Genomic DNA, 23,427 nt, shown 5'->3' on the forward strand with positions numbered 1-23,427 from the left:
TTTTTATGCACAAAAAAACGCCTATAAGAATAGGTGAGAGTAACAAATGCATTAAATAGAGAAACATGTTATTGCGGAATAAAATGGCTCCTGTGACTTATCACCAATGATTAAAATAGCAACGAGATATAGCGCTATTTGCGCATTCAGGTGAATTCAATTTGTATATAATTAAACACAGAGCCAATCAAATTAATTATAGTTCATGGTTGGCTCTGTGAATAATGGCTTATGTAAAGCGTAAAATATGATTTACTTTGTTGGTTCTTCGCTTTCAGGTAAGGTCACATTTAGCTCTAATACAGAGATATCATCACCTTTTTGTTCAAATTGAACAGAAAGCATCTCTGGATCTATCTGCACATACTTACAGATAACACCTAATAAATCTCTTTTCATATCAGGTAAATAAGCTGGCTCGCTATCACCACGGCGGCGTTCAGCGACGATAATTTGCAAACGCTCCTTGGCAATATTAGCTGTCGACTTTTTACGCGACAGGAAAAAATCTAGTAAAGCCATCTTTTACCCCCCCAAAAAGGCGTTTCAGAAAGCCTTTTTTCTCTTCTTCAATAAAACGGAATGGATGTTCTTCACCTAACAAACGATTTACTGTATCTGAATAAGCTTTACCTGCATCAGACTCGCTATCTAAAATAACTGGTTCACCTTGGTTAGATGAACGTAAAACAGATTGATCTTCGGGAATAACACCCAAAAGTGGAATGCATAGAATTTCAAGAACATCTTCCATGCTTAACATATCACCACGGCTCACTCGGCCTGGATTATAACGTGTTAATAACAGATGTTCTTTAATTGGATCTTCACCGCGCTCAGCACGACGTGATTTAGAGGCAAGAATGCCTAAAATACGGTCGGAGTCACGTACAGATGAAACTTCTGGGTTTGTTGTGATGACTGCTTCATCTGCAAAATAAAGGGCCATTAATGCACCACTTTCAATACCTGCAGGAGAATCACAAATAATAAAATCAAAACCCATTTCATCGAGTTCATCTAATACTTGTTCTACACCATCACGAGTGAGCGCGTCTTTATCTCTTGTTTGTGAAGCAGGGAGTATAAATAGGTTTTCTGTACGCTTATCTTTAATCAATGCTTGATTCAAAGAGGCATCACCCTGAATAACGTTAACAAAATCATAAACAACTCTACGTTCACAACCCATGATAAGGTCTAAATTACGTAACCCAATATCAAAGTCGATAACAACCGTCTTATGACCTTTTTGAGCGAGGCCGGTAGAAATGGCCGCGCTGGAAGTTGTTTTACCAACCCCACCTTTACCTGACGTAACAACAATAATGCGTGCCATGGAGTGATTCCTTGTCGATGCTCTAAATTAAGTTCTCGATTGTTAATTCATTCTCTTGCAAACTCAGTTGTACTGATTTACCAACAAAGTCTGTAGGAATTTGATCGCTTAGCCAATATTGGCCAGCAATGGAAACAAGTTCAGCAGACAGATGTGTACAAAAAATATGACTCTCTTGATCACCCGATGCTCCGGCCAGTACACGTCCACGCAATATGCCGTAAACATGAACATTACCATCAGCAATTAATTCAGCGCCTGCACTCACATTACTAATAACCACTAAATCGCTATTTTGAGCATAAATGCGCTGTCCTGAACGTACAGGAGTATGGATGATTTTTGTTTTTTGACGCACAGCTGAAGGTGCTTCATTCGTTTTATCGTTATTTGCCTGAGTTGTTGGCTTAGCTATTTTACCCTCATTTAAGATAGGTAACTGTGCGGCAATTATCGCTTCTTTCTGTTGAGCGTCTGAACTACCACTAATTCCCACGACACGTAAGCCAGCATCTTCTACAATTCGCCTCAGTTTTTTAAAATCAATATTGTCACCTGCTAATGCAGAGACATTGATAACCACAGGCGCGTTTTTCAGAAATTGAGGCGCTTGTGCAATTTTTTCTGAAATTGCCTGACGAATAACTTTCGGTGTTCCATCATTTAAATGAAGTACCGAAAGGGTAAAATTACTGCCTTTTAACTCAATGGGCGTGTTTGACATCTATCTGACTCAGTAAATTTTTTATAATCTGGCACAAAAAACCAGAGACGATATTACGAAAGTATATAAGCATGTTATATTTACTAAAATATTCAGGCAAGTCGCTTATTTTAATAATTAGAGTTTAATGAAAATGATTTGTGCAATTTATCGTAGTACCAAACGTGATCAAACTTATTTATACATCGAAAAAAAGGATGATTTTTCTCGAATTCCGGACGAATTATTACAAAGTTTTGGTGAACCTCAATTTGCAATGTTGCTCAATCTCGCGGATAGACAGCGTTTAGCGCATGCCGACATTGAAAAAGTTAAAAAAGCATTAGTTGAGCAGGGTTTTTACTTACAAGTTCCACCACCTGTCGAAAGTATGTTAAATGCTTATTTAGATGAATTAAAAAAATCAGAAAAAACTGAATAAATCATCGAGATAAAAGGAGCATAAATGTTCAAATATTCGTTCATCGCTGTGATTGTTTCTGGTTTAATGCTATCAGCGTGTACTAATAGCCAACAAAAATTGGCGGAAAGACAAATTATTGCGCCAGAGGCAACGGCAGTTGAAACACAAAAAACACCTCGATGGAAACAAGTGGATATTGCATCATTAGAACAGGCTTTTCCTAAAGATGCTCGAACAGCTGCACAATTTCCTGCTTATGTTGAAGCACTGAAATTGAAAGCGGTTCAATTGGGATATAAACAAGAAACAATAGATTTTGCTTTTTCAGAAGCACATTTTATTGAACGAGTAATTAAATCGGATCGAAATCAACCAGAAAAGAAAATTACACTCGATGTTTATTTACCTCGCATTGTTACCAATGGTCGTTTAACCCAAGGGGCTAAACTTTACCAAGAAAATCAAGATACCTTAGAACAAATCAGCAAAAAATATGGTGTACCTGCAAACTATATTGTTGCGTTATGGGGACTTGAGAGTGGGTTTGGTAAGGTACAAGGCAAAGAAGATGTCGTTTCTGCACTGGCTACACTAGCGTTTGAAGGTCGTCGAGAAGAGCTATTTGCACGCCAACTTATGGCAGCACTTGAAATTATTGAGGAAGGGCACTTACCTCAAGGACAGCGCCTCAAAGGTTCCTGGGCGGGAGCTATGGGACAAACTCAGTTTATGCCATCTTCTTTCCTTACTTATGCTGCAGATGGCAATGGTGACGGAAAAATCGATATCTGGAATACGCGTGAAGATGCATTTGCTTCGGCTGCTAATTATTTAGCGACTGAAGGCTGGAAAAGTGGACTTCCTTGGGGGGAACAGGTTACTTTATCAGTAGATTTTAACCAGCAACTTGAAGGCATTAAGGCCGAGCAACAAAAAACAGTCGCTCAATGGAAAGCATTAGGCGTTCAATTGCCTGCTAATAGCCAATTAAGTGACAATATGCAGGTATGGTTAATAATTCCAGATGATGATTTACACAGAAGTTATTTAGTGACACAAAACTTCCGCACAATTATGCATTGGAATAGTTCTTACTTCTTTGCCCTCAGTATTGTCACAATGGCTGATGGCGTTGCTAATAAAATAAACTCACTGCCTAACGCGGGTTAGCCATATTTGCAGTGAAATAAAACACAGCAATTTACCTAAAAGGAACACATTATGTATCAACATCGCGATTGGGAAGGTGCGTTACTTGATTTCCCTGTCAATAAAGTCATTTGTGTTGGTAGTAACTATGCAAATCACATTAAAGAGATGGGTTCAGTTCGTTCAGAAGAACCAGTGATTTTTATCAAGCCAGAAACTGCTATGTGCGATCTTCGACAACCTATTGCAATTCCAAAAGATATGGGTGCCGTCCATCACGAAATTGAATTAGCTGTGCTTATTGGTCAACCACTCAAACAAGCTAATGAAGATCGTGTTGATCGCGCAATTGCGGGTTTCGGTATTGGTCTTGATCTTACGTTACGTGATTTACAAGGTAAATTGAAAAAAGCAGGACAACCATGGGAAAAAAGTAAAGCGTTTGACGGCTCTGCACCGCTGTCAGGTTTTATTCCCGTCAATTCTTTTGGTGATCCACAAAATGCCGATTTAATGTTACGTGTTAATGACGAGATTCGTCAGCAGGGTAACAGTCGTGATATGCTTACTCCTGTTTTACCCCTTATCAGCTATATGTCTCGCTTTTTTACCCTACGTCCTGGAGATGTGATTTTAACGGGAACACCTGAAGGTGTTGGCCCTCTAGAATCGGGTGATATGTTGGTATTAAGTGTTAACGAGCATCAGCTGACAACGCGGGTTATTTAATTCGTATCAGATGAGCAATAAGGTAATAACGTAGAGATGACAAAGGCTTTTTGGCAGACTAAAACATTAGATGAAATGAGTGATGATGAGTGGGAATCACTTTGTGACGGATGTGGACAATGTTGTTTACACAAGTTAATGGATGATGATACCGACGAAATATATTTTACCAATGTCGCTTGTAATCAACTTAATATTAAGACCTGCCAATGCAGTAATTACGAAGATCGTTTCCGTTATGAGCCAGATTGTATCAAGCTTACACGGTATAATTTACCGACATTTGAGTGGTTACCACTGACATGTGCGTATCGTCTTCTTGCTGAAGGCAAAACATTACAAAGTTGGCATCCACTTATTGCGGGAAATAAAGCAAAAATGCACCAAGGTAATATATCTGTAAGGTATATTGCAGTGCCAGAAACGGAAGTTGAAGATTGGGAAGATCATATTCTTAATCGTCCGAAAGGGCGTGGTTAATTAAAACCCAAAAACTTTGCGTATTATAAATTAGAAAAAGCCCTTTTAGGGCTTTTTCTATTTAAATATGAATTGTCTTTTCTCCGAATATAGCGGCTTGCCCGCCAACACTAACACGAAGAATTTCCTGAGCGTGTGAATTAATCGTCACTTCAAGCAATGATGAGCATCCCATCGCCCGACCTTGTTCTAAAAGAAAATAAGTTTCATTAGGAAAAACGTAATTGACCAAATAGCAGCCTAATGCTCCGCTAGAACTGCCCGTTGCAGATTCTTCATTAATACCATACAAAGGCGCAAAATTTCGGCAATGAGCTGTAATGGCGGTATCTTGGCTTAATTCAAATACGTGAAAACCAATGGTGTTAAATTCACGACTTAGGTTTGCAATCGCATCAAAGTTGGGTTGTAAAGTATCTAGTGAACCAGGTTGCACAGGCACAATGATATCGTGTAAACCTGTCGAAATGATCGTAATAGGTAAGCCCGTTTTTTCAATAACATCATGGTCTACACCCAATGCTGTGGCGACAACATCAATATTAGGACCTTGACGCATAACAGGACGTGTTTGCTCCATAACAATACTTTGTGAGTTTACTGCGACACTTAGAATACCCGCTTTTGTTTTTTGCGTGTAACTACCCGACTCAATGAGATTAAGTGAGGCCAGAGTATAGAAGGTGGCTAATGTTGCGTGCCCACAAAAATCAACTTCTCCTTCTGGAGTGAAAAAATCAACCTTAAAATCTGTCTCTTTGGCTGTATAGACAAATGCTGTTTCAGAAAAACCAACTAAACGCGCGATCTCTATTTTTTGTGTATCACTTAGATTAGGGGGATTAAGTACGACACCTGCAGGGTTACCTCCAGAATTATTTCGAGTAAATGCGTTTACAAGGTATACCTTTATTTCGTGCTCAATGGGGAGGATGGTGCTGTTTTGCATCTGGATTTCTCGTGTTATAACCCAACTCAATGTAAATCTTTTATATAAAGTTTAATATGGTTAATTATTGGTAAGTTATAGTTTTATATAGTAAAAAATGATGATATTTCTTTTCTATTAGATTTTGAATAATAATACATACGAAAAAATAAAGCTCTAGGATCTACTCACTGATTAGAAGTATTAATAATTCAAGAGCAACAAGAAAATTGTGATGTAAATAATTATCTCCGTATTAATGAAAATAAAGATAAATTTTTCTATATATAAAAATATATTTAGAAAACATATTGACTAAATAAGAATTATATCCCATGATTATTCTCATGGTGAAAGTTTAGTCTTTACCAAACCTAATAATTTTCAAACCTCGCTTAATGCGGGGTTTTTTGCTTTTGGGGACAGTGAAAATAAATATCCACCATGAACGGTGTTCGTAATATTTGATGTTTAGATTTTTTACTCACCGTTTTTTATTTCTTAGCAAAATTCTGAGCTGTAAATTGTGATTAAAAATAGCCTCATTAATACGATGGGGCTTTTGTATTGCAGTTTATAGTTGGAATACATCATTGAGAGAAAATAGGATTTTTCTCTTTTAACAAAAAGCTCGCTTCGGCGAGTTTTTTTGTTTCTTCATTTTAAAAAGGAATTTTATATGAAACGTATTACACCTATTATTTTATCATTTCTTATGATCTCCACCAGTTATGCGAATACCGATATAACTGTTGAATCTAATGCTAATGTTGGATCTTCATTGTTAACTTCAGATCGTGATATTTCCAAGCGTTCAATGAATGATGAAAATTGTGGCATTGGTTGTCCATTAGGAGGAAGTGAAACCACTATCCAAAGAGATGTTTATACATTAAATAATAATAGCGAAACCAAGTTTGCAGACTGGGTTGCTTATTTAGTAACCAAAGACAGCATCGGTAGTGGTAAAGCGCGTAACTGGAAAAAAGATCCGGCTTTAGGCAATGATGAAACCTTATCGCCAGCGGATTACAAAAATGCCAATGCCACATTAAAAGTTGACCGTGGTCATCAGGCGCCTTTAGCTTCATTGGCTGCATTACCAGGTTGGAGTGCACTTAACTATCTTTCTAATATCACACCACAGAAAGCAGATCTAAACCAAGGTGCATGGGTGCGATTAGAAGATCAAGAGCGTAATTTGGCAAAAGCAGGCCACAAAGTCTTTACAGTGACAGGCCCTATCTATGAAAGAGATATGGGTAAATTGCCAAGTACAGATAAAGACCACACAATTCCAAGTGCTTATTTTAAAGTGGTTTTTCTAAATGATTCACCAGAAAATTCTTCTTATGCGGCGTTTATTATGGATCAACAAATACCGAAAAAAGCAGATTTTTGTGAATTCCAAGTAACTGCGGAAGAAGTGGAAGCACGAACAGGTTTAACACTTTGGAGCCAGTTACCTGAAAGCGCTCAAGATGTAAAATCTCAAGCTGGTGAGTTAGTTAAAAAAATGGGGTGTACGGTATTAAAGTAATTATTTAAACCTGCATACTAATAATAAAAGGTCACTTTATTTAGTGACCTTTTTCAATAAAATTAACTATTTTCTAAATTAACTATTTTCTAAATTAATTAGCTGATGGCGTTGATTAAAGAATTTTTTATAGGTTAAGTAACATGCAATTATAGTCGAAATACTGGCTGTTGCCATCAACATAAACGTCACCATAATTTGATATTTCACAGCTTGTAATGGATCAACACCTGCAAAAATGAGCCCTGACATCATACCTGGTAAACTTACAATACCGACGGTTTTTGCCGCATCAACCGTTGGGATTAATGAAGATTTAATACTGTCTCTGATAATACTCATTGAGGCTAGTTTAGGGGTAGCTCCAAGACTTAACATCTCTTGTAATTGCTGTTGCTGATTTTGAAAACGTTGCCCTAAATTATTATAACAAAGGCCAGTAGCTATCATTGCGTTACCTGCAATCATTCCGGTAATAGGGATGATTTGTATAGGAGTAAAAGCAATCGAACTAGTGAGTAATAAAATAGTTAGGGTTAATAGTGCCCCGGTGGTAATAGCCGTAAAAGAGATAAGAAAAATATCTTTAATATATTTACTGCGTTTTTTGGCGTTATGTGCTGCGTTATAACAGATAAATAGCACCATTAAAAAGGTGAGAATAAAATGGTCTACATGGAATATATAGGTCAATACATAGCCAACAATTAAGAGTTGGATAATAGCTCTAGCGGTACTCCAAATAATATCTTTTTCTAATGATAATTTTTCTTTACGGCTAATTAGAATAGCCACAAGAACGAGTAAAAGTGAGAAAATAAGAGATTCATTGCTAATCGTATGTTCGTTCATAATATTATGTTCGCTCATAACAAAAAGGTGACTGATAAAGAAATAAAGAATCAGGCATCATTGTGAGAAGGTAATAAAATCACATCATCAGCGTGTTTTATTTCATTTTGATCGTGAGTGACCCATAACACGGCGAGATTTTGATCTTTAACATAGTGGTGAATAATGTCATTTACTTTTGTTTTATTATCTTCATCTAATGCACTTGTTATTTCATCAAGCAATAAGATTTTAGGCATAAATTGCAGATTTCTTATTAATGAAATACGTTGTTTTTCACCACCAGAAAGCTCGTTGATCCCTTTTTTCATAATAGATACGGGCAAGCAAAAATAATCTAAATCGTGTGCCAGTTTTTTGTCATCCACAGAAAGTTTTCGTAATAAATAAGGAAACTTAAGGTTATCGTAAACAGTTTCACCAAATAACATCGGAGTTTGTGTACAGTAAGAAACTTGCTGACGATACGCTTCTGGTGAGAGAGTTAAATAATTTTTCTTTTCGAAGAAAATGCTACCGCTGGTGGGGGATAGCAGAGAGGAAATAAGCTTAAGTAAGGTACTCTTACCACACCCTGAAGGGCCTGTAATAAGTTTAAATTCAGAAGGCTGAAGTTCAAAATTTATGTTGTCGAGGATAGTTTTGTTGTCAATTCGATAGCCTATTTTATCAAGCCGTAAAAGTGCAGTTGTGCTTTCCATTCTTATCCTAATTATAGAAGAGAGAATAGTTATCATTATACAGAAATAGTGATATAAAAATCCTGTTTTAAGTCAGTTATTAAGCTATTTCACAAATAGCGTATACCATTGCTGTATATCTCTGATTATTTCACTTGTTAAACGTTCGCCTTGTTCATTATAAAATCCATGATCTAATCCTGCAAAAGAAGGAAGCAAAAAAGTAGAGAGAAAAAATAGAAGTGAAGTACGCATGATGACCTTATTAATTTTTATAGAGATACAGAACAGGTGATTTAAATTAAGTATAACTTTTAAATGAGTAAAGTTTCTTATAAAAATAAAGGGTAAAAAGCCTGAAATATTCAGGCTTTTTAGTACAGCTATCAGTGAATTGGAACGAAATAATCTATTTCTAAGGTTTTTGGTAATTCCATTAAATCGATATCTGTTTCTATACTGATATACTTTTCGATATCAGCTCCTAAACGACGGCATAGACCTAAAGCAGGAAGTGTATAAAAGTAAATTTTCATCGCAAATTGCTTATATTCTTCCAGTGTCCCTTTAAATTGAAATCTTACATAACGACCCGATCCTATAAGTTTTTTTCTAAAGCCACTCGTTTTTGTAAAATGATCTAAGCTATTTAAGCCAATCTCATAGTCAATTTGGATTTTATTTTTACGCAACGTATTAGGTTGATATGAAATCAGTACTGTACTTTCTGTAAAGTTCTTATCGGTATACAGTAAAAAATCATTCCAAAATTGATGGCGAATATCTTCATGTAATTTTCCAATATCTTCGATAGAACAAAAATATTGGTATTGCATGCCATAAACATAACTTTCTGGCAGATCCATAATCTTAGGAATGGGCAAATCAGTGACATCAAAATTAATTGGTGGTTGAAAATTATCACCACAAAGATTATCAAGTTTGCGGTATTCGGTGGGGGTGACACCAAACGTGGCTTTAAAACGACGCGTGAATGATTGCTGAGAATCAAATTGATAACGCAGTGCCACTGTCAGAATAGGCAATTTTGTTAAACGTAATTCGGTTGCTGCTTTTGTTAAGCGTCGCCCACGGATATATGAAGCCAGTGTTAAACCTGTAGCCTGCTTAAATACTCGTTGTAAATGCCATTTTGTATAGCCAGATTTAATCGCAACATCATCAAGTAGCAACGGTTTCTCCAGATTTACCTCAATCCAGAGAAGAAGTTCTTTGATAATTTCTATATTAAATGTGGATAAGGTATTTAAGGGAGCAAACCCATTGTACGGAGATGACATGATAATTTCCTGAAAATATTTTGTTCAGTTTACACGAAACTGATACCCATATATTATTACATACTTATGGTATGTTTTAAGGGTTTTATCATGAAAATAAAATCACGGCAACAAGAGAATTCAGAGCAAACACGCACAGCATTACGTGAAGCAGCGCAAGAACTATTTATAAATCAAAACTATTGTGATGTTTCCATAGATGAAATATCACGTCACGCAAGAGTGACGAAAGGGGCGTTTTATCATCATTTTAGTAATAAGAAAGCGCTGTTAAAAGAGTGCTATCTTTTTCAAGTTGATAACGTTATGAAGCAACTAGTTAAAATTCCTATTTATGATGATAAATGGCAAGAGCTTGAGGCTATTTTTAGTTTTTGTGTTGATCATATCTACCAAAATAAAGACAAGCTTATTCCGCTACAAGAGATTATTTCAGTTTTAGGTTGGAAAGAGTGGGATGAAATAGATGCACAAATTCTTATTCCTCGAATCAAATTCTGCGTAGAAACACTCTATTCTAAGCAAGAAATTTGCACTTACTCTCCTGATGTTGTCGTTAATTTAATCTATGGTTTTCTCACACATATTGCGATTAACTTAAAAAATGAAGCCACATTACCAGAAAATGCCTGCAAGGATTTCAAGAAGATCTTTTTTGATTTTTTGATGGGAATAAAACAAGCTTCAACAAATGCGAAAAATAATCAATAGCACAAAAAGTAGAGTGACTTGATGTACATTGGAACAAGATTATAAAACTTAAGGATACGCATGTTATGTCAATAGAAGTACCTAAAAGCCATTTCACTGCAACAGGTATTGTATTTAATCAACAGGGGCAATTTCTTTTCCATTTACATCCTAAGATAGGATATTGGCTACCACCAGGAGGCCATATCGAAGAAAACGAAGAACCACAAAATGCCGTATTAAGAGAAATAGAAGAAGAAACGGGATTATTGTGTGAGTGCTTGTGCTATCAGCCAGAATTTAACCTTGGTTTAAATCTTGATTTAAATAATGGTGATGTTATTGAGCTTGTTAAACCCCTCGCTATTTTAAAAGAACCTATTCACGATAAAAAACAAGGATTTCATTATCACATTGATATGATTTACCTTTGTAAACCGCTAAAAAATAGTCAATTGGCAAATAAATCTTTCCAATGGCTTTCTTTGGATGAACTAAAAAAAAGAAAAGCACCGTTGAATGTGATAAGACTTATTGAACTAACTGAAAAGTTATTAATAAAAAAAATTATTTAAGTTTCTCAATAAAACTAAATTAATCCTAATAAATAAGCAGTAAAGGCAGTTTTTAGAAACTGTCTTTTTTTATTTGGAAATAAATCATCTTTAATATTTGATATAAATTTACACTGTAATTAAATAAATTAATGATAATAAGTAAATGCACTTATTTTTTAATAAGATAAAAACAAATAAATAAAGTATAAAAACTAAAAAATATTTAATAAATTATCTTTTTCTGAGTAAAATCAGCATCATTGCGGGATATTATAGAGTTAATTTATCTCTTGCTGGATAAAACAATCGTTTATTTGGTAAATGAAAAATGCTTTTCACTGCACTCTAAAGTTTTCTCTCATTATTACCGACATTATAAGCAAAGGCAGATCTTACGTGCCTTTATATTCTAATGAGTAAATTTTAGCCTTATTTTATTACACCAGGGAATACACTCTTTGTCAGAGAAAGAGTGCATTCTGATATCTTACAAATGTACAGATAAAAAACTCTGTATATTTTGATGGAATATGACCATGTTTAAAAATATCAGTATAGAAAAGACCGTTAAGGTCATGCTGGCCATTTTATTTGCGTTGATTATGAGCATTATTTATTTTAGTTATGATGCTTCCACTCGATCTTATAATAATTTCGTTTCATCAAATAGCCTAAGCCAGCAAATGTTACTAATGGGCAAAGCTCGATATCAAATGGCTGTGATAAGGGCAAATATTAATGGCTTAGATGGGCAATTAAGAGTTAATGAAAAACCATCTGCAAAATATTTTCATCAAACAGCTGAGTATATTGAAATTACCCGTGAAGAGATCCACCGTTGGGCAGATGCTGAAAAGTTAACGATGGAAGGGCGTGAAATAGCAGATGATATGACAAAACGCTTTGATGAACTGCTTGATATTTTTACGGGAGCGTTAGAACGATTGCGTCGAGGTGAGCTGACAACACATTCTGCTAGCGTAAAAATGGACGAGCTAAACGATATCACCATGCAATATTATGCTGTGGCTAATGGTATTGAAAATAGTTATATCGATATTGCAAAAGTATCACAAGAACGCTTGATGATAGTGTCGATTACAACTGGCATTATCGTTATTCTATTATTTATCTTTATATTACGTTGGTTCTCTCATACTTTTATCGGCAATATCAAAATACTTATCGATATTTTTAGTAAGATGAGCCAAGGTGATTTAAGTATGCGAGTGGATAATCATGGGACTAATGAATTTGGTCAATTATTCAATGAAATGAATAAGATGAAAAATTCACTCAGCCACATGATCTCTTCTGTCAAAAATGCTGTTAATACCATTAGTGTGAGTGCAAGCGAAATTGCGACAGGAAACACTGATTTATCTTCTCGTACCGAAGAGCAAGCAAGTGCATTACAAGAAACGGTTGCAAGTATGGAGCAAATTAAAACAACGGTTGAAAAAAATGCGGATAATTCACGAGAAGCCAGTAAATTAGCTTTAACAGCGACAAGCTCTGCTCAAAATGGGGAGAGTGTTATGGATAGCGTGGTAGAAACCATGTCTTCAATCTCTGAAAGTGCGAAGAAAATCGCAGATATCAATGACATCATTAATAGCATTGCAAACCAAACCAATATTTTATCATTAAATGCTGCCGTTGAAGCTGCTAGAGCTGGTGAGCAAGGTCGTGGATTTACCGTTGTTGCATCGGAAGTGCGTAATTTGGCAAGTCGCAGTGCAGAAGCCGCCAAAGAGATTAATGAACTGATCACCCATTCTGTTAATAAAGTACATGTAGGCTCTCAGCAAGTGGCTCAAGCGGGGCGTTCGATGTCAGAGATCGTTACGACAATTAATCAAGTAAATGATTTTATGCAACAGATTGCCCTTGCTTCTAATGAGCAGAGTATGGGGATCAATCAAATTGCGTTAGCTGTCAGTGAGATGGATACTGTGACGCAGCAAAATGCGGCATTAGTTGAAGAATCAGCAGCAATTACAGCCAATATGGATGATGAAGCCCATCAGTTAGCTAAATTGGTTTCACAATTTAAAGTTGATGAAGATAACGGAAAATTATCTCGTTTTGGTGTTACAAAATCGGCTGAGGTTCTCGATACCCAAGAGAAATAAATACGACATTGCTCGCTGATAAAAAAGCCCCCTTGGCTAAATTATGCCGAAGGGGGCTTTTGCTTTTTTATTACTTTTAATCTGAATGCTGAGTATTACGCTTTAATCTGGTTTATACAGGTATTGCCTGAAGCAACTTCTTTAATATTATGTAATGTAGTTTCACTAATACTGATCAAGGCTTCTTCTGTTAAGAATGCTTGATGCCCTGTAAATAACACATTATGACAAGATGAAAGGCGACGGAAAATATCGTCTTGAATAACGTCATTGGATTTATCTTCAAAGAAAAGATCACGTTCATTCTCATAAACATCCATACCCAATGCACCAATTTTGCCTTGTTTTAAAGCATTAATCGCTGCAGCAGAGTCAATTAATGCACCACGGCTGGTGTTAATAATCATCACGCCGTCTTTCATTTGTGCAAAAGCAGATTCATTTAATAAATGGTGGTTATCTGCGGTTAACGGACAATGTAATGAAATTACATGAGAGTTTTCGTAAATTGTAGCTAAATCGACATATTCAGCACCTAAATCAAGTACAGCTTGATTTGGGTAAGGATCATAGGCTAGTAATTTCATACCAAAACCTTTTAATATGCGTAATGTTGCTAGCCCAATTTTGCCGGTGCCAATAATACCCGCAGTGCGATTATGCATATTAAAACCGGTTAGACCTTCTAGTGAGAAGTTTGCATCACGAGTACGCTGATAAGCTCTGTGTATACGACGATTTAAGGAGAGCATCATACCAATAGCATGTTCTGCAATAGCCTCTGGTGAATAGGCTGGCACACGGACAACAGTGATACCCAATTCAGCGGCTGCATCTAAGTCAACATTATTAAAGCCCGCACAGCGTAAAGCAAGTATGCGAATATTAAGGCTAGCAAGTTCTTGCAAAACCGCGCGATTGGCATCGTCATTGACGAAGATACAAACTGCATCTGCGCCAACGGCATTTTTTGCGGTTTGTTCTGTCAAATTAAAATCGAAATATTCAATATCATAATGATATCCATTATGCTGATTGACCCATTCCATGTGTTTACGATCATAATGTTTAGTACTATAGGAAACGATTTTCATCCAGTTTTCTCTACTCTCGATTAAAATTTTGTTCAGAGACTGGAAAAACAAGAATTATCCAGCCCCAATATGAAAGAAATTAATACTATCATTATAAACAATTTAACGAGGTAAGTGGATGATTCAGGTTTGTTTAAAAGGAATATGATGTGTTGTTAAGAAAAACAATCAAATGGACAGGGACGATACTGGTAGGTGTAGGCCTAATCAGTACGGCGTTGTGGGTGTCTATCCCTCGTTGGTTGCCTGTTATTGCTAAATCTTACCTACCTGAAGGAGTCTCTCTTTTATTATCTCAGCCTCAATTACAGCGAACAGGCATTTCTATTGAGAATATTGCATTAACGACAGCCCGTTGTACTTTAGCAAATATTGACAACTTTGCTTTTTCTTATCGAAAAGAACAGATTGATAAACTGCAATTTAATAGCCAGCAACTCACTATTGATGAACATTGTTTTTCAACGATGCCACCTAATAAACAGGAAGAAACAGCAACAGTGCCTGTTGAGATAAATTCATTATTAACATCGATACCTTACTTAGCTGTCAATGTGGAAAATGTATTTTTAAAAGAAAATACTCGCTATCAAGGTGCGCTACAGTTAAAGACACAACAAGGTGGCCGATTAGTGACGTATCAAGGAGAAAATGTTCAACTTGGTATTTTTATTAGAGACAATAAATGGCTGGATATAAAGCAGTTTAAAATAAATTTACCTGATGATAATAATATTGAACTTGCTGCTGAAATAGCATTACCCCTTGATATTACCTCATTACCTGAAAAAGGTACGATTGATGCGACCTTATTAACCTCGCATTATGCTTATCCCTTAGTTCTTATTCTTGAATGGGTAGGACAATCAGGCACTATTTCACTTGCGGAACAAGGGGGAGGCCATGCATTAGCTCTGCTACCTTGGCATGTTACTCCCGAAAATATAAAAATTGAACAAGGTCGTTGGGAATGGTTTGGACTAGATCAGCCATTGCGTGGTGGCGTTAATATTAATATTGCCCAATGGCAAAAAGGCCTGTCTAATTTAAGATTAACTGCACGATTAAATGTAATGACAGAAGGTAATGCTGGAAAAGGAAATTTAGTTATTTCAATTCCTGAAACAGCAGTAAATATACTAGATGCACATATTCCTATTCAGATTACTGGTGTGGTTAATAAACAATTAATGCAAACCAGTGCGCAATTACCTGTTTTCGTGACGGGAGCATTAGCTGATCCTACGATTGAATTTCAATCTGGTTCATTACTTCGCTTTAAAGGTCCATTAACTGAAACGCTCACTATAAAAGATGCACGCTTACCATTAGCAGGAACAACATTTTCATCAAAAGGTTTTAACGGTCGTTTAAATGCGATTGTTGTCGCACAAGATAGTATTTGGGGCGACTATCGTATTCATTTTCAAGGTAAAGCAATTGATTTTTTACCTGATAATGGAACGTGGCAATGGCGTTATTGGGGGGAAGGAAATTTATTGCCTTTAAAAGCTCGTTGGGATATTGCTGGTACAGGGTATTGGGTTGATAAATTGGTCAGTTTTGAAAAGCTTAATACAGGGTTTGATGTTTTAAAATACCAACATACAACGATGACTGCACCTCGATTATCTTTAGAGAGTCCATTTCGCTGGGTAAGAGATGAGAAAAAACCAACATTTGGTGGAAAATTAAAATTAACCAGTCAACGTATAGACTTTCCTGCTGGTGGTTTTCTAGATAAAACCGATTTTATTGTCACAATCAATGGTAAATCACCCTTTAATTTTAATATGAAAGGTGAATTAAGTGCCAAACCCAATATAGGACCAATTGCAATTAATACGCGTTGGGATGGTGCTAGGCTGAGAGGGCAAATGCGTTGGCCTTCACAACCAATAAATGTTTTTCAATCTTTAGTGCCAGAAGATTTAGGAATTACTCTTGATAAAGGAGAACTCTATACTCAAGCAGATTTTTCTATTGCACCAGAACAAGGTTTAATTGCTGGAGGACATCTTGTTGTTAAGCAAGGAGGAATGTGGCTTAAAGATGGAGTTTTAGAAGGGTTAGATTTTATTTTACCTTGGCGTTTAAACGGTGATGAATGGCAACTTGGTGTTAAACAGCCTGTTCAGTTACGAATAAAGCGTGTTAATAATCTTTTTGAAATGACCAATATTACAGCTGATCTTCAAGGTTTTTATCCGGCAACAGAAAATAAACCATTAGTTTTATCCAATGTGAATGTAGCTATGCTTGATGGAACCATTTCATTGGAAAAACTCACTATTCCTCAACGAGATGCGGCAATTATTTCTCTTGATAATATTCAATTAAGTCATCTATTTACTTTATTAAAAGTGACTCAGTTTGCTGCATCGGGTAAAGTTAGTGGCGAATTTCCATTCTTTATTAACAATAATCAATGGATTATTAAAGATGGATGGCTTGCTAATTCATCTTACTTGACGTTAAGACTTGATAAAGATTTTGTTGATTCAATCGATGATAATAATATGTCAGCAGGTATTGCTATGGCGTGGTTGCGATATTTAGAGATCAGTCGTTCATGGACTCGCGTCAATTTAAGCAATTTAGGTGAGTTAATATTAGAGGCTGAAATTCAAGGAACGAATCCTCTAGAAGATAAACGTCGACAAGTTAATCTCAATTATCGGCATGAAGAGAATATCTTTCAATTATGGCGAAGTTTACGATTTGGCTCACAATTGGAAGAGTGGTTAGAAAAAAGCTTATCAGATTTAGGGAGTGAGTCAGAGTGAAACCATTATTTTTAAAAAAACTATTTTTATTAACGGCCTTAATGATGGGAATATCAGCGTTAACAGGATGTATTCGACTAGAAGTCGCTACGCCCGATAAGCCGATTAATATTAATATGAATGTTAAAATTGAACATGAGATTAATGTAAAAATAGACAGACAAGTCGAAGATCTCTTGAAAAATAACAGTGCCATTTTTTAAAGGATAAATGATGAATTATAAAAAATATCTCTTAAGCTTTGGTCTAATGATAGCTTTAACTAGTGTAAATGCCATAGCATTAACGCTTGATGAAGCGAGAACACAAGGATTAGTAGGCGAGACCTTTAGTGGCTATATTGAACTTGTGCAGACAAATAACAAACAAGCTCAACAACTTGTTGATAAAATAAATCAAGCTAGAAAAGCTAAATATGCTGAAATCGCTAAAACTAATCAGATAACGCCTGAATCTGTGGCTCGATTGGCTGGTGAAAAATTAGTGGCAAGAGCCAATGAAGGTGAGTATGTTAAAGGTATTAATGGAAAATGGGTAAAAAAATAGTAACGCCTTAAATAAGCATTTAATTTCGTTAAAAGCACGATCTATTATAAATAGCTATCGTGCTTTTCCATAATTGCAATCACTAACTATCGCTAAACGTAACAACATCATCATTTATTTTTATAGTGAACTGAATATTGGATTGTATATAACCGGGTTTTGGAGGTATATCATCTTTTTTTACATAATTAGCAAAAAAATAAAACTCAACTTTACCATCAATGAGATTTTCAACAAACTCATTCTCTTTATTAAGATCTAGTGGTCTTTGTTCTTCATTGTATAATAATTGAAATGTAATATTAGCACTTGCACTATCGTCAGTGATCTGATTTTTTAAATAACCAGTATTATTATCAATACTTGAATTTTCAATTTTCAAACGAACTTCGCCATGGCTTTTAGAGCAATCATTTATAGTAACAATAATAATGTGACTGTCTGTATCAGCTAATGTTCCCGCTTCATGTGATGAAAAATCATTTTCATTAATAGAAATCTTATCGCTGATATTTTCATAGATATAATCAATATCACAACTTAAAGGAATTTCATGATCACCGCGCCTAGGTGCTGATGATAATGAAAAAGAGATAAGTAGTAACATAATCATTAAATAGATGTTTTTTTTCATAATTTTCTTAATAGAGATAAATTAGTTTAAATACAATTGATTTCTTTTTTTATTAGAGTGATGTTCTTTTCATTATCATTAATTTCATAGTTAAATTGACACTGCTTATCTTCTCCCCATTTTACTTTTACTAGTCCACTCTCTGTAATACCAGAAAGAAAAATAATATTATTTTCCGATACTAATCCGTGAGAAATAATATTACCGTTTTTATCGAACGTGGTGACTGTCGATGCAAAGGGAAGTGGAGTTGTTGATTTAAAAATAACACGATAACCAATTTTTATTGGGAAAATTATTTTAGACACTGAGCCTAATGTAGGAATAATATTTTTACTATAAACTTCTGTTTCTGCTTGTTGGGGTAATGTCGTTGCATTTAATTTAATGTTGTTTATTCGATAAGGTGTTATGTTATTTAAAATTAGATTTCCAAAAATATCTGTTTTCGCTTTTGTTGAAAATGATGTTTTAATTCCAGATATTCCTTGAGTATTAATCAGTGCAAATGTTCTACCTAAACGAGGAGTAAGAGTAATACCATTAGAATGAAGGACAATTCCTCCATTGATAGAAACATTGTAATTGTAACTATCTTCCACTTTGTTTACATTAAATGTGTAAAATTGATAGTTATTTTGGTAACGGGCATTGGTGGAAAAACGGTTGAACTTTCTTTTCTCATCATAAGAGTGTTGATAATTTACTGAATAACCTAAATTGTAATTAAGTAGAGCACCTCCAATGTTGGTCGTGTTGATATAGTGTTTCTTCTTATTTTGATAATCTATTTGATTATTAAACCAATGATAGTGTTCACTATTATTACCTAATGGTATATGGAGATTAAGTGAGAAGGAATGATCAAAAATAGATCTGTCTTTTTTAAAATTATATTTAATATTATAGTTTATTTTATTTATTGAAGATGAGAAAGAAGTACCTAATTCAAAATTTTTAGATGTGGTTTTATATATTTTTTCGTGATACTGAAAAGAAAGATAACCTAAATCACTAAAGTTTTGTGATAAAGAAAATGAATAATTTATTTTAACTCTATCTTTTTTTTGGAAATTATCTAAATAATGATAAAAAGATATTCCAGAAGTAAAGTAGGCTTGCGTTTTTGATATTTTTTTTTGATAGCGAAGTTGATATTTAAATTTATTTTTACTATTTTCATAACTTAAGTCTGTTGCTAAACCACCCAGTATACCTAAATCAAGAGATAGTCCAGATAAATAATTCATATAGTTATCTCGTTTTTTTATCGCGCTATATGAGGTAATTCTTTGACTAAGACCATATGATAATTCACTTAAAAGGAAAATTGAATTTTCTTTATCGCTATTCTTTGCTAATGTACCGGAAATGAAATTATATTGATAACTACCTTTATTTAGTTGATTAGGTAATGATGTGAAATAATGTGTTGAGGTTTTTATTCTTCCATCGGCTTCTTTAACTTCTAAACTGAGTTTTTCACTCCCTAAAACAGGTAATGAATTTATAATAAAAGGACCTGGGGGAACGGTGCTTTCATAAATGACTTTGTCACCTTGCTTAATCACCACTTGAGCTTCAGTATCAGCAATTCCTTCAATAATAGGTTTGTTAGCATAAAGAGTATTACTTAAAATTAAATTATTGGATATTAATTGAAAGCCAATTATTTTATCAGTTGGTAATATTCGTGTTGTAGGTGAGAACTTGCCTCCATAAAAAAGAGCAGAAAAAGAATTAATTTGGCGATAGGTATATATTGATGAAAGCTTCGACTGGTAACGATTTTTATTCCAATAAAAACTATTTTGACTGCGTATGCGCCAAGTACCTAAATTAAGGCCTGTTTGTAAACTGAGTTTTTGTTCTAGGTCTTTTTTTTGATGATGCCTAATTGAATAGGAATATTGACTAAATAATGCAGTGATCCCGTTATCCCAATCTTTTTCATCGATAATTTTATTTTCTCTTTTTATCAATGCTTTTTGTGGAATAATTAAATTTAGTTTCTGATTTGAAAAAGAGTATTTAAAATCAATTGAGTATTCAATTAAAGGAATTATATCTTGATGCTCTTTTTTTATTGAATAGAAATCAGCATCAATACCAAGAGAGATAAAATCATTAACAGAGAGGCAAGGGATTAACTTGTTGTCTATATTTTTAAAATAAAGGAGTTTTGCCATTTTTTTTCTATTGTTGATATGAATAATAGAATAATAAAACCCTTCAGGTTTTTTATTTTCAAGTAGTTGTTTGATAGTTTCTTTATCAATTTTAGAAAATGAATGAGCATAAATTGAGAGTGAGCTATCTTGAGCTATAGTATGTTGATTATAAATAGATATTAAAATAAAAAATGTTAATTTTGTTTTTATATGATTAATAATCATTAATAACTTCCTTATCCATCACCTCTATAGCTACACCATATTGATTAAATGTTTTCCATTTAACGTTCCCACTTTCTGAAATTATTTTTTTTGTGTTATATTTTTTAAATGGCGGGATTGTTTTACTTTCATTAACTATTAATATCCTATTAAAATATACTGAAGATAGAGAAATAAAATAAGGTGTAGGGTTGTTTATAATAAACTCATTATTTTTATTTTTTAAAAATTCAATTTTTTTATAAGCATCTTTTGCATCTTTTTCTATTGATATAGGTCTATATATTAAGTTATATACTGAATTTATAGAGACATGTAACATATTTTTACTGTTATCAGAGTTTAATAGAATAGGTATTCTTTTAATGTTTATTCTATATAATGTTTCTCTATCTCTTTCTTTTATTTCATCTTTTTTAAATATCTTTAAAGAAAAGGTTTCATCTTTTTCTATCCTGAAAAGAGGTGGGGTTACCATAAAAGGAATTTCATTACTATTTTCTTTATCATAATGTGTAATCCAACTTTGTATAAAGTAATCATTATTTGCTTTGTTGTTTATTTCAATTATTTCTTGATTGATACTTTCAATGAAAATAAATTTATCTTTATTTATTTCTATTGATGATTGACTATATGTAGGAAAGATGAAAAATAATGCGAAAAATTTAAATTTTTTAAACATATTCTTTTGCTAGCTAGAGTAGAAAGTATAAATGTTAAAACAAAGCTGGTATTCCAGCTTTGTTGATTTATGGCATTTTAATCCACAGCAATATCACTATATATAACATCAAAAGTTAAAGTGGATGATACTAAACCTGGTGTCGCATTTATTCCATTAGGCTTCATATAGTTAACATTAAATAAAAATTGTGCACTTTTATCTTCTTTATCTATTTTTGTTTTAAATGCGTTAGGTTTTTCATTACTTAATTCAATAATATTTTTATCAGTATCAAAAATAGCAATGTCAACATTGCTACCGTTATTGGCTAAATTTTTTAAAAGTCGTTTAGTTTGTTTTGGTATTTGTAATTGTACGCTATTAATGTTTTCGCCACAGTTAGTAAATTGAATCTCAAGAGGTTGAGCTGGAGTTTTAGCAATATTATTATCACCAAAGTTACTCGCTTGAACTGGCGGTAACTCAATAGGTTGTATTTCATCTAATTGACATCTTGGATTTGGTGTAACAGAACCATTAATTGTAATTGTTCCTACATTTTTTTCTGTATATTCAACAGCATTTGATTGAGTTGAAAAAAGAGTTGTAGATAGAATGAATATTGAAAGTATACTTTTTTTCATCGTAAATTCCATTTATTGAATTAATAAAATTATTTAATTACTTCTATATTACTTAAAGCGATTAAATCTTATTGATTTATTCTTTATAAATCCAATTTGTTTTTTATATAAACATTTATTTATAGTATGAATAAAAAGATAAAAATTAAAATATGGTTGCTAAAACAACCTGTATTTTAATATTATTTCAAGGATTTTATTAAAAATAGAATTTATCTCTATTAAGGTTTGTAAATTATAAATTAACTATGATTTTTTTATAAAAGAAAAATAATGTAATAATTATTGCAATGGAATATTAAATTTAGGTATAAAAAAAGCACCTGAGTAGGTGCTTTAAGAAAAATATCAATTATTATTTTACTGCAATGCTTCTTGTATTAATGATAGCATCAATTTCTTTTTGTGCTTGTTGGTGAGATTGCTGTGCGTATTCTTCACCAAAGGCAGTACCTTCAGCCATAATAAATTGTACGTCGTTAATACCAATAAATGCTAAAAATTGTTTTAGGAAAGGAGCGATAAGATCAGAAGGTTGATCTTTATGAACGCCACCACGGCTCGTTAATACAATCGCTTGTTTATCTTCAAGTAAACCTACAGAACCCGCTTCGGTGTATTTAAATGTTTCACCCGCACGAGCGATATAATCAATGTAATGTTTTAATTGTGCCGGAATTGAGAAGTTGTACATTGGTGCAGTGATAACAATGATATCATGTGCTTTTAATTCGCTAATTAATTCATCAGATAATGCTTTAGCAACTTTTTGTTCATCAGATAGCATTGTTGTTTCTTTTCCAAAAGCGAATAGAGTAGCTTGGTCTAAGGTTGGTACCGTATCTTTAGCAAGATCACGCACAGTAATAACATCATCCTTATGGTTATTCTGCCAATTTCCAATCAAGTAATCGGCCATTTTATTGCTGTGTGAGTAGTTTTCTAAAATGCTAGACTTCAGTACAAGGATCTTTTTCATTATTTTCTCTTGATCTATCAAATATGCTATTTGTTTAAATTTGCTGGTTTACGGTATTTTACTCTATCTTTTAAAGATCACATCTCAATCCTTTGAATATGCTATTCAAATATATTGATTATATAAAATCATAGACTAAGAAATTTAACCAAGCCTTTATGTGCCAATAATCTG

General features: G+C 33.9%; 25 protein-coding genes. 11 read left to right on the forward strand and 14 right to left on the reverse strand.

Annotation, left to right across the window (positions count from 1 at the left end; genetic code table 11):
- Positions 1-252: 252 nt before the first annotated feature.
- The 3 genes from minE to minC are packed head-to-tail and all read right to left on the reverse strand — an operon-like array spanning position 253 to position 2,063.
- Positions 253-522, reverse strand: coding sequence for a cell division topological specificity factor MinE (minE, locus tag GWI68_RS17690; RefSeq protein ID WP_023582089.1), 270 nt, complete (start codon positions 520-522; stop codon positions 253-255).
- Positions 491-1,339: a septum site-determining protein MinD gene (gene minD, locus GWI68_RS17695; protein ID WP_166541119.1), complete on the reverse strand. Its 849-nt coding sequence runs from the start codon at positions 1,337-1,339 to the stop codon at positions 491-493. The genes minE and minD overlap by 32 nt, the downstream gene beginning before the upstream one ends.
- Positions 1,340-1,361: 22 nt before the next feature.
- The gene (gene minC, locus GWI68_RS17700; RefSeq protein ID WP_166541120.1) at positions 1,362-2,063 is read right to left on the reverse strand and encodes a septum site-determining protein MinC; all 702 of its coding nucleotides are present in this window, start codon (positions 2,061-2,063) and stop codon (positions 1,362-1,364) included.
- A 133-nt stretch (positions 2,064-2,196) separates the two neighbouring features.
- On the opposite strand from minC, the gene GWI68_RS17705 reads away from it, so the two are divergent.
- From GWI68_RS17705 to GWI68_RS17720, 4 genes are read left to right on the forward strand one after another with little or no spacing between them, the layout of a single operon-like run.
- Complete coding sequence (locus tag GWI68_RS17705; RefSeq protein WP_109408311.1) at positions 2,197-2,484, forward strand: YcgL domain-containing protein; 288 nt, start codon at positions 2,197-2,199, stop codon at positions 2,482-2,484.
- A gap of 24 nt (positions 2,485-2,508) precedes the next feature.
- A complete protein-coding gene (locus tag GWI68_RS17710) occupies positions 2,509-3,636 on the forward strand; it encodes a lytic murein transglycosylase (protein ID WP_166541121.1) in 1,128 nt (375 codons plus the stop codon).
- A 51-nt stretch (positions 3,637-3,687) separates the two neighbouring features.
- Positions 3,688-4,344 (forward strand): fumarylacetoacetate hydrolase family protein, encoded by a 657-nt coding sequence (locus tag GWI68_RS17715; RefSeq protein WP_109408108.1) that lies wholly within the window; start codon positions 3,688-3,690, stop codon positions 4,342-4,344.
- A gap of 36 nt (positions 4,345-4,380) precedes the next feature.
- The gene (locus tag GWI68_RS17720; RefSeq protein WP_109408109.1) at positions 4,381-4,824 is read left to right on the forward strand and encodes a YcgN family cysteine cluster protein; all 444 of its coding nucleotides are present in this window, start codon (positions 4,381-4,383) and stop codon (positions 4,822-4,824) included.
- Between the two features lie 61 nt (positions 4,825-4,885).
- Here GWI68_RS17720 and GWI68_RS17725 read toward each other — a convergent pair whose 3' ends face one another.
- On the reverse strand, positions 4,886-5,773 hold the full coding sequence (locus GWI68_RS17725; RefSeq protein WP_166541122.1) for a PhzF family phenazine biosynthesis protein: 888 nt from the start codon (positions 5,771-5,773) through the stop codon (positions 4,886-4,888).
- A gap of 658 nt (positions 5,774-6,431) precedes the next feature.
- Between GWI68_RS17725 and GWI68_RS17730 the strand changes: the two genes are divergently transcribed.
- Positions 6,432-7,292 (forward strand): DNA/RNA non-specific endonuclease, encoded by an 861-nt coding sequence (locus tag GWI68_RS17730; RefSeq protein WP_227335334.1) that lies wholly within the window; start codon positions 6,432-6,434, stop codon positions 7,290-7,292.
- A 78-nt stretch (positions 7,293-7,370) separates the two neighbouring features.
- Here the strand turns inward: GWI68_RS17730 and fetB are convergent, their stop codons facing one another.
- From fetB to GWI68_RS20595, 4 genes are all read right to left on the reverse strand, one after another.
- Positions 7,371-8,144 carry an iron export ABC transporter permease subunit FetB gene (fetB, locus tag GWI68_RS17735; protein WP_109408313.1) on the reverse strand — a complete coding sequence of 258 codons (774 nt, stop codon included), beginning with the start codon at positions 8,142-8,144 and terminating at the stop codon, positions 7,371-7,373.
- A 50-nt stretch (positions 8,145-8,194) separates the two neighbouring features.
- Complete coding sequence (gene fetA, locus GWI68_RS17740; RefSeq protein ID WP_166541123.1) at positions 8,195-8,845, reverse strand: iron ABC transporter ATP-binding protein FetA; 651 nt, start codon at positions 8,843-8,845, stop codon at positions 8,195-8,197.
- A gap of 84 nt (positions 8,846-8,929) precedes the next feature.
- The gene (locus tag GWI68_RS17745) at positions 8,930-9,079 is read right to left on the reverse strand and encodes a hypothetical protein (protein ID WP_166541124.1); all 150 of its coding nucleotides are present in this window, start codon (positions 9,077-9,079) and stop codon (positions 8,930-8,932) included.
- Between the two features lie 131 nt (positions 9,080-9,210).
- Positions 9,211-10,125, reverse strand: a complete 915-nt coding sequence (locus GWI68_RS20595) for a helix-turn-helix domain-containing protein (RefSeq protein WP_109408112.1) — start codon at positions 10,123-10,125, stop codon at positions 9,211-9,213.
- A gap of 90 nt (positions 10,126-10,215) precedes the next feature.
- On the opposite strand from GWI68_RS20595, the gene GWI68_RS17755 reads away from it, so the two are divergent.
- From GWI68_RS17755 to GWI68_RS17765, 3 genes are all read left to right on the forward strand, one after another.
- Positions 10,216-10,836 carry a TetR family transcriptional regulator gene (locus tag GWI68_RS17755; RefSeq protein ID WP_109408113.1) on the forward strand — a complete coding sequence of 207 codons (621 nt, stop codon included), beginning with the start codon at positions 10,216-10,218 and terminating at the stop codon, positions 10,834-10,836.
- Positions 10,837-10,901: 65 nt separating this feature from the next.
- Entirely contained in the window at positions 10,902-11,390 is a 489-nt protein-coding gene (locus GWI68_RS17760; protein WP_166541125.1) for an NUDIX domain-containing protein, read from the forward strand.
- A 518-nt stretch (positions 11,391-11,908) separates the two neighbouring features.
- Complete coding sequence (locus tag GWI68_RS17765; protein WP_166541126.1) at positions 11,909-13,507, forward strand: methyl-accepting chemotaxis protein; 1,599 nt, start codon at positions 11,909-11,911, stop codon at positions 13,505-13,507.
- Positions 13,508-13,602: 95 nt separating this feature from the next.
- On the opposite strand, the gene GWI68_RS17770 is transcribed toward GWI68_RS17765, so the two are convergent.
- Positions 13,603-14,601, reverse strand: a complete 999-nt coding sequence (locus GWI68_RS17770) for a 2-hydroxyacid dehydrogenase (protein WP_166541127.1) — start codon at positions 14,599-14,601, stop codon at positions 13,603-13,605.
- Between the two features lie 149 nt (positions 14,602-14,750).
- Between GWI68_RS17770 and GWI68_RS17775 the strand changes: the two genes are divergently transcribed.
- From GWI68_RS17775 to GWI68_RS17785, 3 genes are read left to right on the forward strand one after another with little or no spacing between them, the layout of a single operon-like run.
- Positions 14,751-17,387: a YdbH family protein gene (locus GWI68_RS17775; protein WP_166541128.1), complete on the forward strand. Its 2,637-nt coding sequence runs from the start codon at positions 14,751-14,753 to the stop codon at positions 17,385-17,387.
- Entirely contained in the window at positions 17,384-17,590 is a 207-nt protein-coding gene (locus GWI68_RS17780) for a YnbE family lipoprotein (protein ID WP_109408118.1), read from the forward strand. Before GWI68_RS17775 ends, GWI68_RS17780 begins: the two co-directional genes overlap by 4 nt.
- A 10-nt stretch (positions 17,591-17,600) precedes the next feature.
- Positions 17,601-17,933: a YdbL family protein gene (locus GWI68_RS17785; RefSeq protein ID WP_166541129.1), complete on the forward strand. Its 333-nt coding sequence runs from the start codon at positions 17,601-17,603 to the stop codon at positions 17,931-17,933.
- An 82-nt stretch (positions 17,934-18,015) separates the two neighbouring features.
- Here the strand turns inward: GWI68_RS17785 and GWI68_RS17790 are convergent, their stop codons facing one another.
- The 5 genes from GWI68_RS17790 to GWI68_RS17810 form a co-directional block, all read right to left on the reverse strand.
- Positions 18,016-18,567, reverse strand: coding sequence for a fimbrial protein (locus GWI68_RS17790; protein WP_166541130.1), 552 nt, complete (start codon positions 18,565-18,567; stop codon positions 18,016-18,018).
- 26 nt (positions 18,568-18,593) lie between these two features.
- On the reverse strand, positions 18,594-20,963 hold the full coding sequence (locus GWI68_RS17795) for a fimbria/pilus outer membrane usher protein (RefSeq protein WP_166541131.1): 2,370 nt from the start codon (positions 20,961-20,963) through the stop codon (positions 18,594-18,596).
- Positions 20,953-21,648, reverse strand: a complete 696-nt coding sequence (locus GWI68_RS17800) for a molecular chaperone (protein ID WP_166541132.1) — start codon at positions 21,646-21,648, stop codon at positions 20,953-20,955. The genes GWI68_RS17795 and GWI68_RS17800 overlap by 11 nt, the downstream gene beginning before the upstream one ends.
- A gap of 77 nt (positions 21,649-21,725) precedes the next feature.
- Positions 21,726-22,274: a fimbrial protein gene (locus GWI68_RS17805; RefSeq protein ID WP_166541133.1), complete on the reverse strand. Its 549-nt coding sequence runs from the start codon at positions 22,272-22,274 to the stop codon at positions 21,726-21,728.
- Positions 22,275-22,629: 355 nt separating this feature from the next.
- Positions 22,630-23,253 carry an FMN-dependent NADH-azoreductase gene (locus tag GWI68_RS17810; RefSeq protein ID WP_166541134.1) on the reverse strand — a complete coding sequence of 208 codons (624 nt, stop codon included), beginning with the start codon at positions 23,251-23,253 and terminating at the stop codon, positions 22,630-22,632.
- Positions 23,254-23,427 lie beyond the last annotated feature (174 nt).

This window comes from Proteus sp. G2669, assembly GCF_009915245.1.
Classification (GTDB): Bacteria; Pseudomonadota; Gammaproteobacteria; order Enterobacterales; family Enterobacteriaceae; genus Proteus.

Bases quoted from the DNA above. Each gene is read 5' to 3' on its own strand.
- minE (WP_023582089.1), bottom strand. From the start codon at position 522: ATGGCTTTACTAGATTTTTTCCTGTCGCGTAAAAAGTCGACAGCTAAT.
- minD (WP_166541119.1), bottom strand. From the start codon at position 1,339: ATGGCACGCATTATTGTTGTTACGTCAGGTAAAGGTGGGGTTGGTAAA.
- minC (WP_166541120.1), bottom strand. From the start codon at position 2,063: ATGTCAAACACGCCCATTGAGTTAAAAGGCAGTAATTTTACCCTTTCG.
- GWI68_RS17705 (WP_109408311.1), top strand. From the start codon at position 2,197: ATGATTTGTGCAATTTATCGTAGTACCAAACGTGATCAAACTTATTTA.
- GWI68_RS17710 (WP_166541121.1), top strand. From the start codon at position 2,509: ATGTTCAAATATTCGTTCATCGCTGTGATTGTTTCTGGTTTAATGCTA.
- GWI68_RS17715 (WP_109408108.1), top strand. From the start codon at position 3,688: ATGTATCAACATCGCGATTGGGAAGGTGCGTTACTTGATTTCCCTGTC.
- GWI68_RS17720 (WP_109408109.1), top strand. From the start codon at position 4,381: ATGACAAAGGCTTTTTGGCAGACTAAAACATTAGATGAAATGAGTGAT.
- GWI68_RS17725 (WP_166541122.1), bottom strand. From the start codon at position 5,773: ATGCAAAACAGCACCATCCTCCCCATTGAGCACGAAATAAAGGTATAC.
- GWI68_RS17730 (WP_227335334.1), top strand. From the start codon at position 6,432: ATGAAACGTATTACACCTATTATTTTATCATTTCTTATGATCTCCACC.
- fetB (WP_109408313.1), bottom strand. From the start codon at position 8,144: ATGAACGAACATACGATTAGCAATGAATCTCTTATTTTCTCACTTTTA.
- fetA (WP_166541123.1), bottom strand. From the start codon at position 8,845: ATGGAAAGCACAACTGCACTTTTACGGCTTGATAAAATAGGCTATCGA.
- GWI68_RS17745 (WP_166541124.1), bottom strand. From the start codon at position 9,079: ATGCGTACTTCACTTCTATTTTTTCTCTCTACTTTTTTGCTTCCTTCT.
- GWI68_RS20595 (WP_109408112.1), bottom strand. From the start codon at position 10,125: ATGTCATCTCCGTACAATGGGTTTGCTCCCTTAAATACCTTATCCACA.
- GWI68_RS17755 (WP_109408113.1), top strand. From the start codon at position 10,216: ATGAAAATAAAATCACGGCAACAAGAGAATTCAGAGCAAACACGCACA.
- GWI68_RS17760 (WP_166541125.1), top strand. From the start codon at position 10,902: ATGTCAATAGAAGTACCTAAAAGCCATTTCACTGCAACAGGTATTGTA.
- GWI68_RS17765 (WP_166541126.1), top strand. From the start codon at position 11,909: ATGTTTAAAAATATCAGTATAGAAAAGACCGTTAAGGTCATGCTGGCC.
- GWI68_RS17770 (WP_166541127.1), bottom strand. From the start codon at position 14,601: ATGAAAATCGTTTCCTATAGTACTAAACATTATGATCGTAAACACATG.
- GWI68_RS17785 (WP_166541129.1), top strand. From the start codon at position 17,601: ATGAATTATAAAAAATATCTCTTAAGCTTTGGTCTAATGATAGCTTTA.
- GWI68_RS17790 (WP_166541130.1), bottom strand. From the start codon at position 18,567: ATGAAAAAAAACATCTATTTAATGATTATGTTACTACTTATCTCTTTT.
- GWI68_RS17795 (WP_166541131.1), bottom strand. From the start codon at position 20,963: ATGATTATTAATCATATAAAAACAAAATTAACATTTTTTATTTTAATA.
- GWI68_RS17800 (WP_166541132.1), bottom strand. From the start codon at position 21,648: ATGTTTAAAAAATTTAAATTTTTCGCATTATTTTTCATCTTTCCTACA.
- GWI68_RS17805 (WP_166541133.1), bottom strand. From the start codon at position 22,274: ATGAAAAAAAGTATACTTTCAATATTCATTCTATCTACAACTCTTTTT.
- GWI68_RS17810 (WP_166541134.1), bottom strand. From the start codon at position 23,253: ATGAAAAAGATCCTTGTACTGAAGTCTAGCATTTTAGAAAACTACTCA.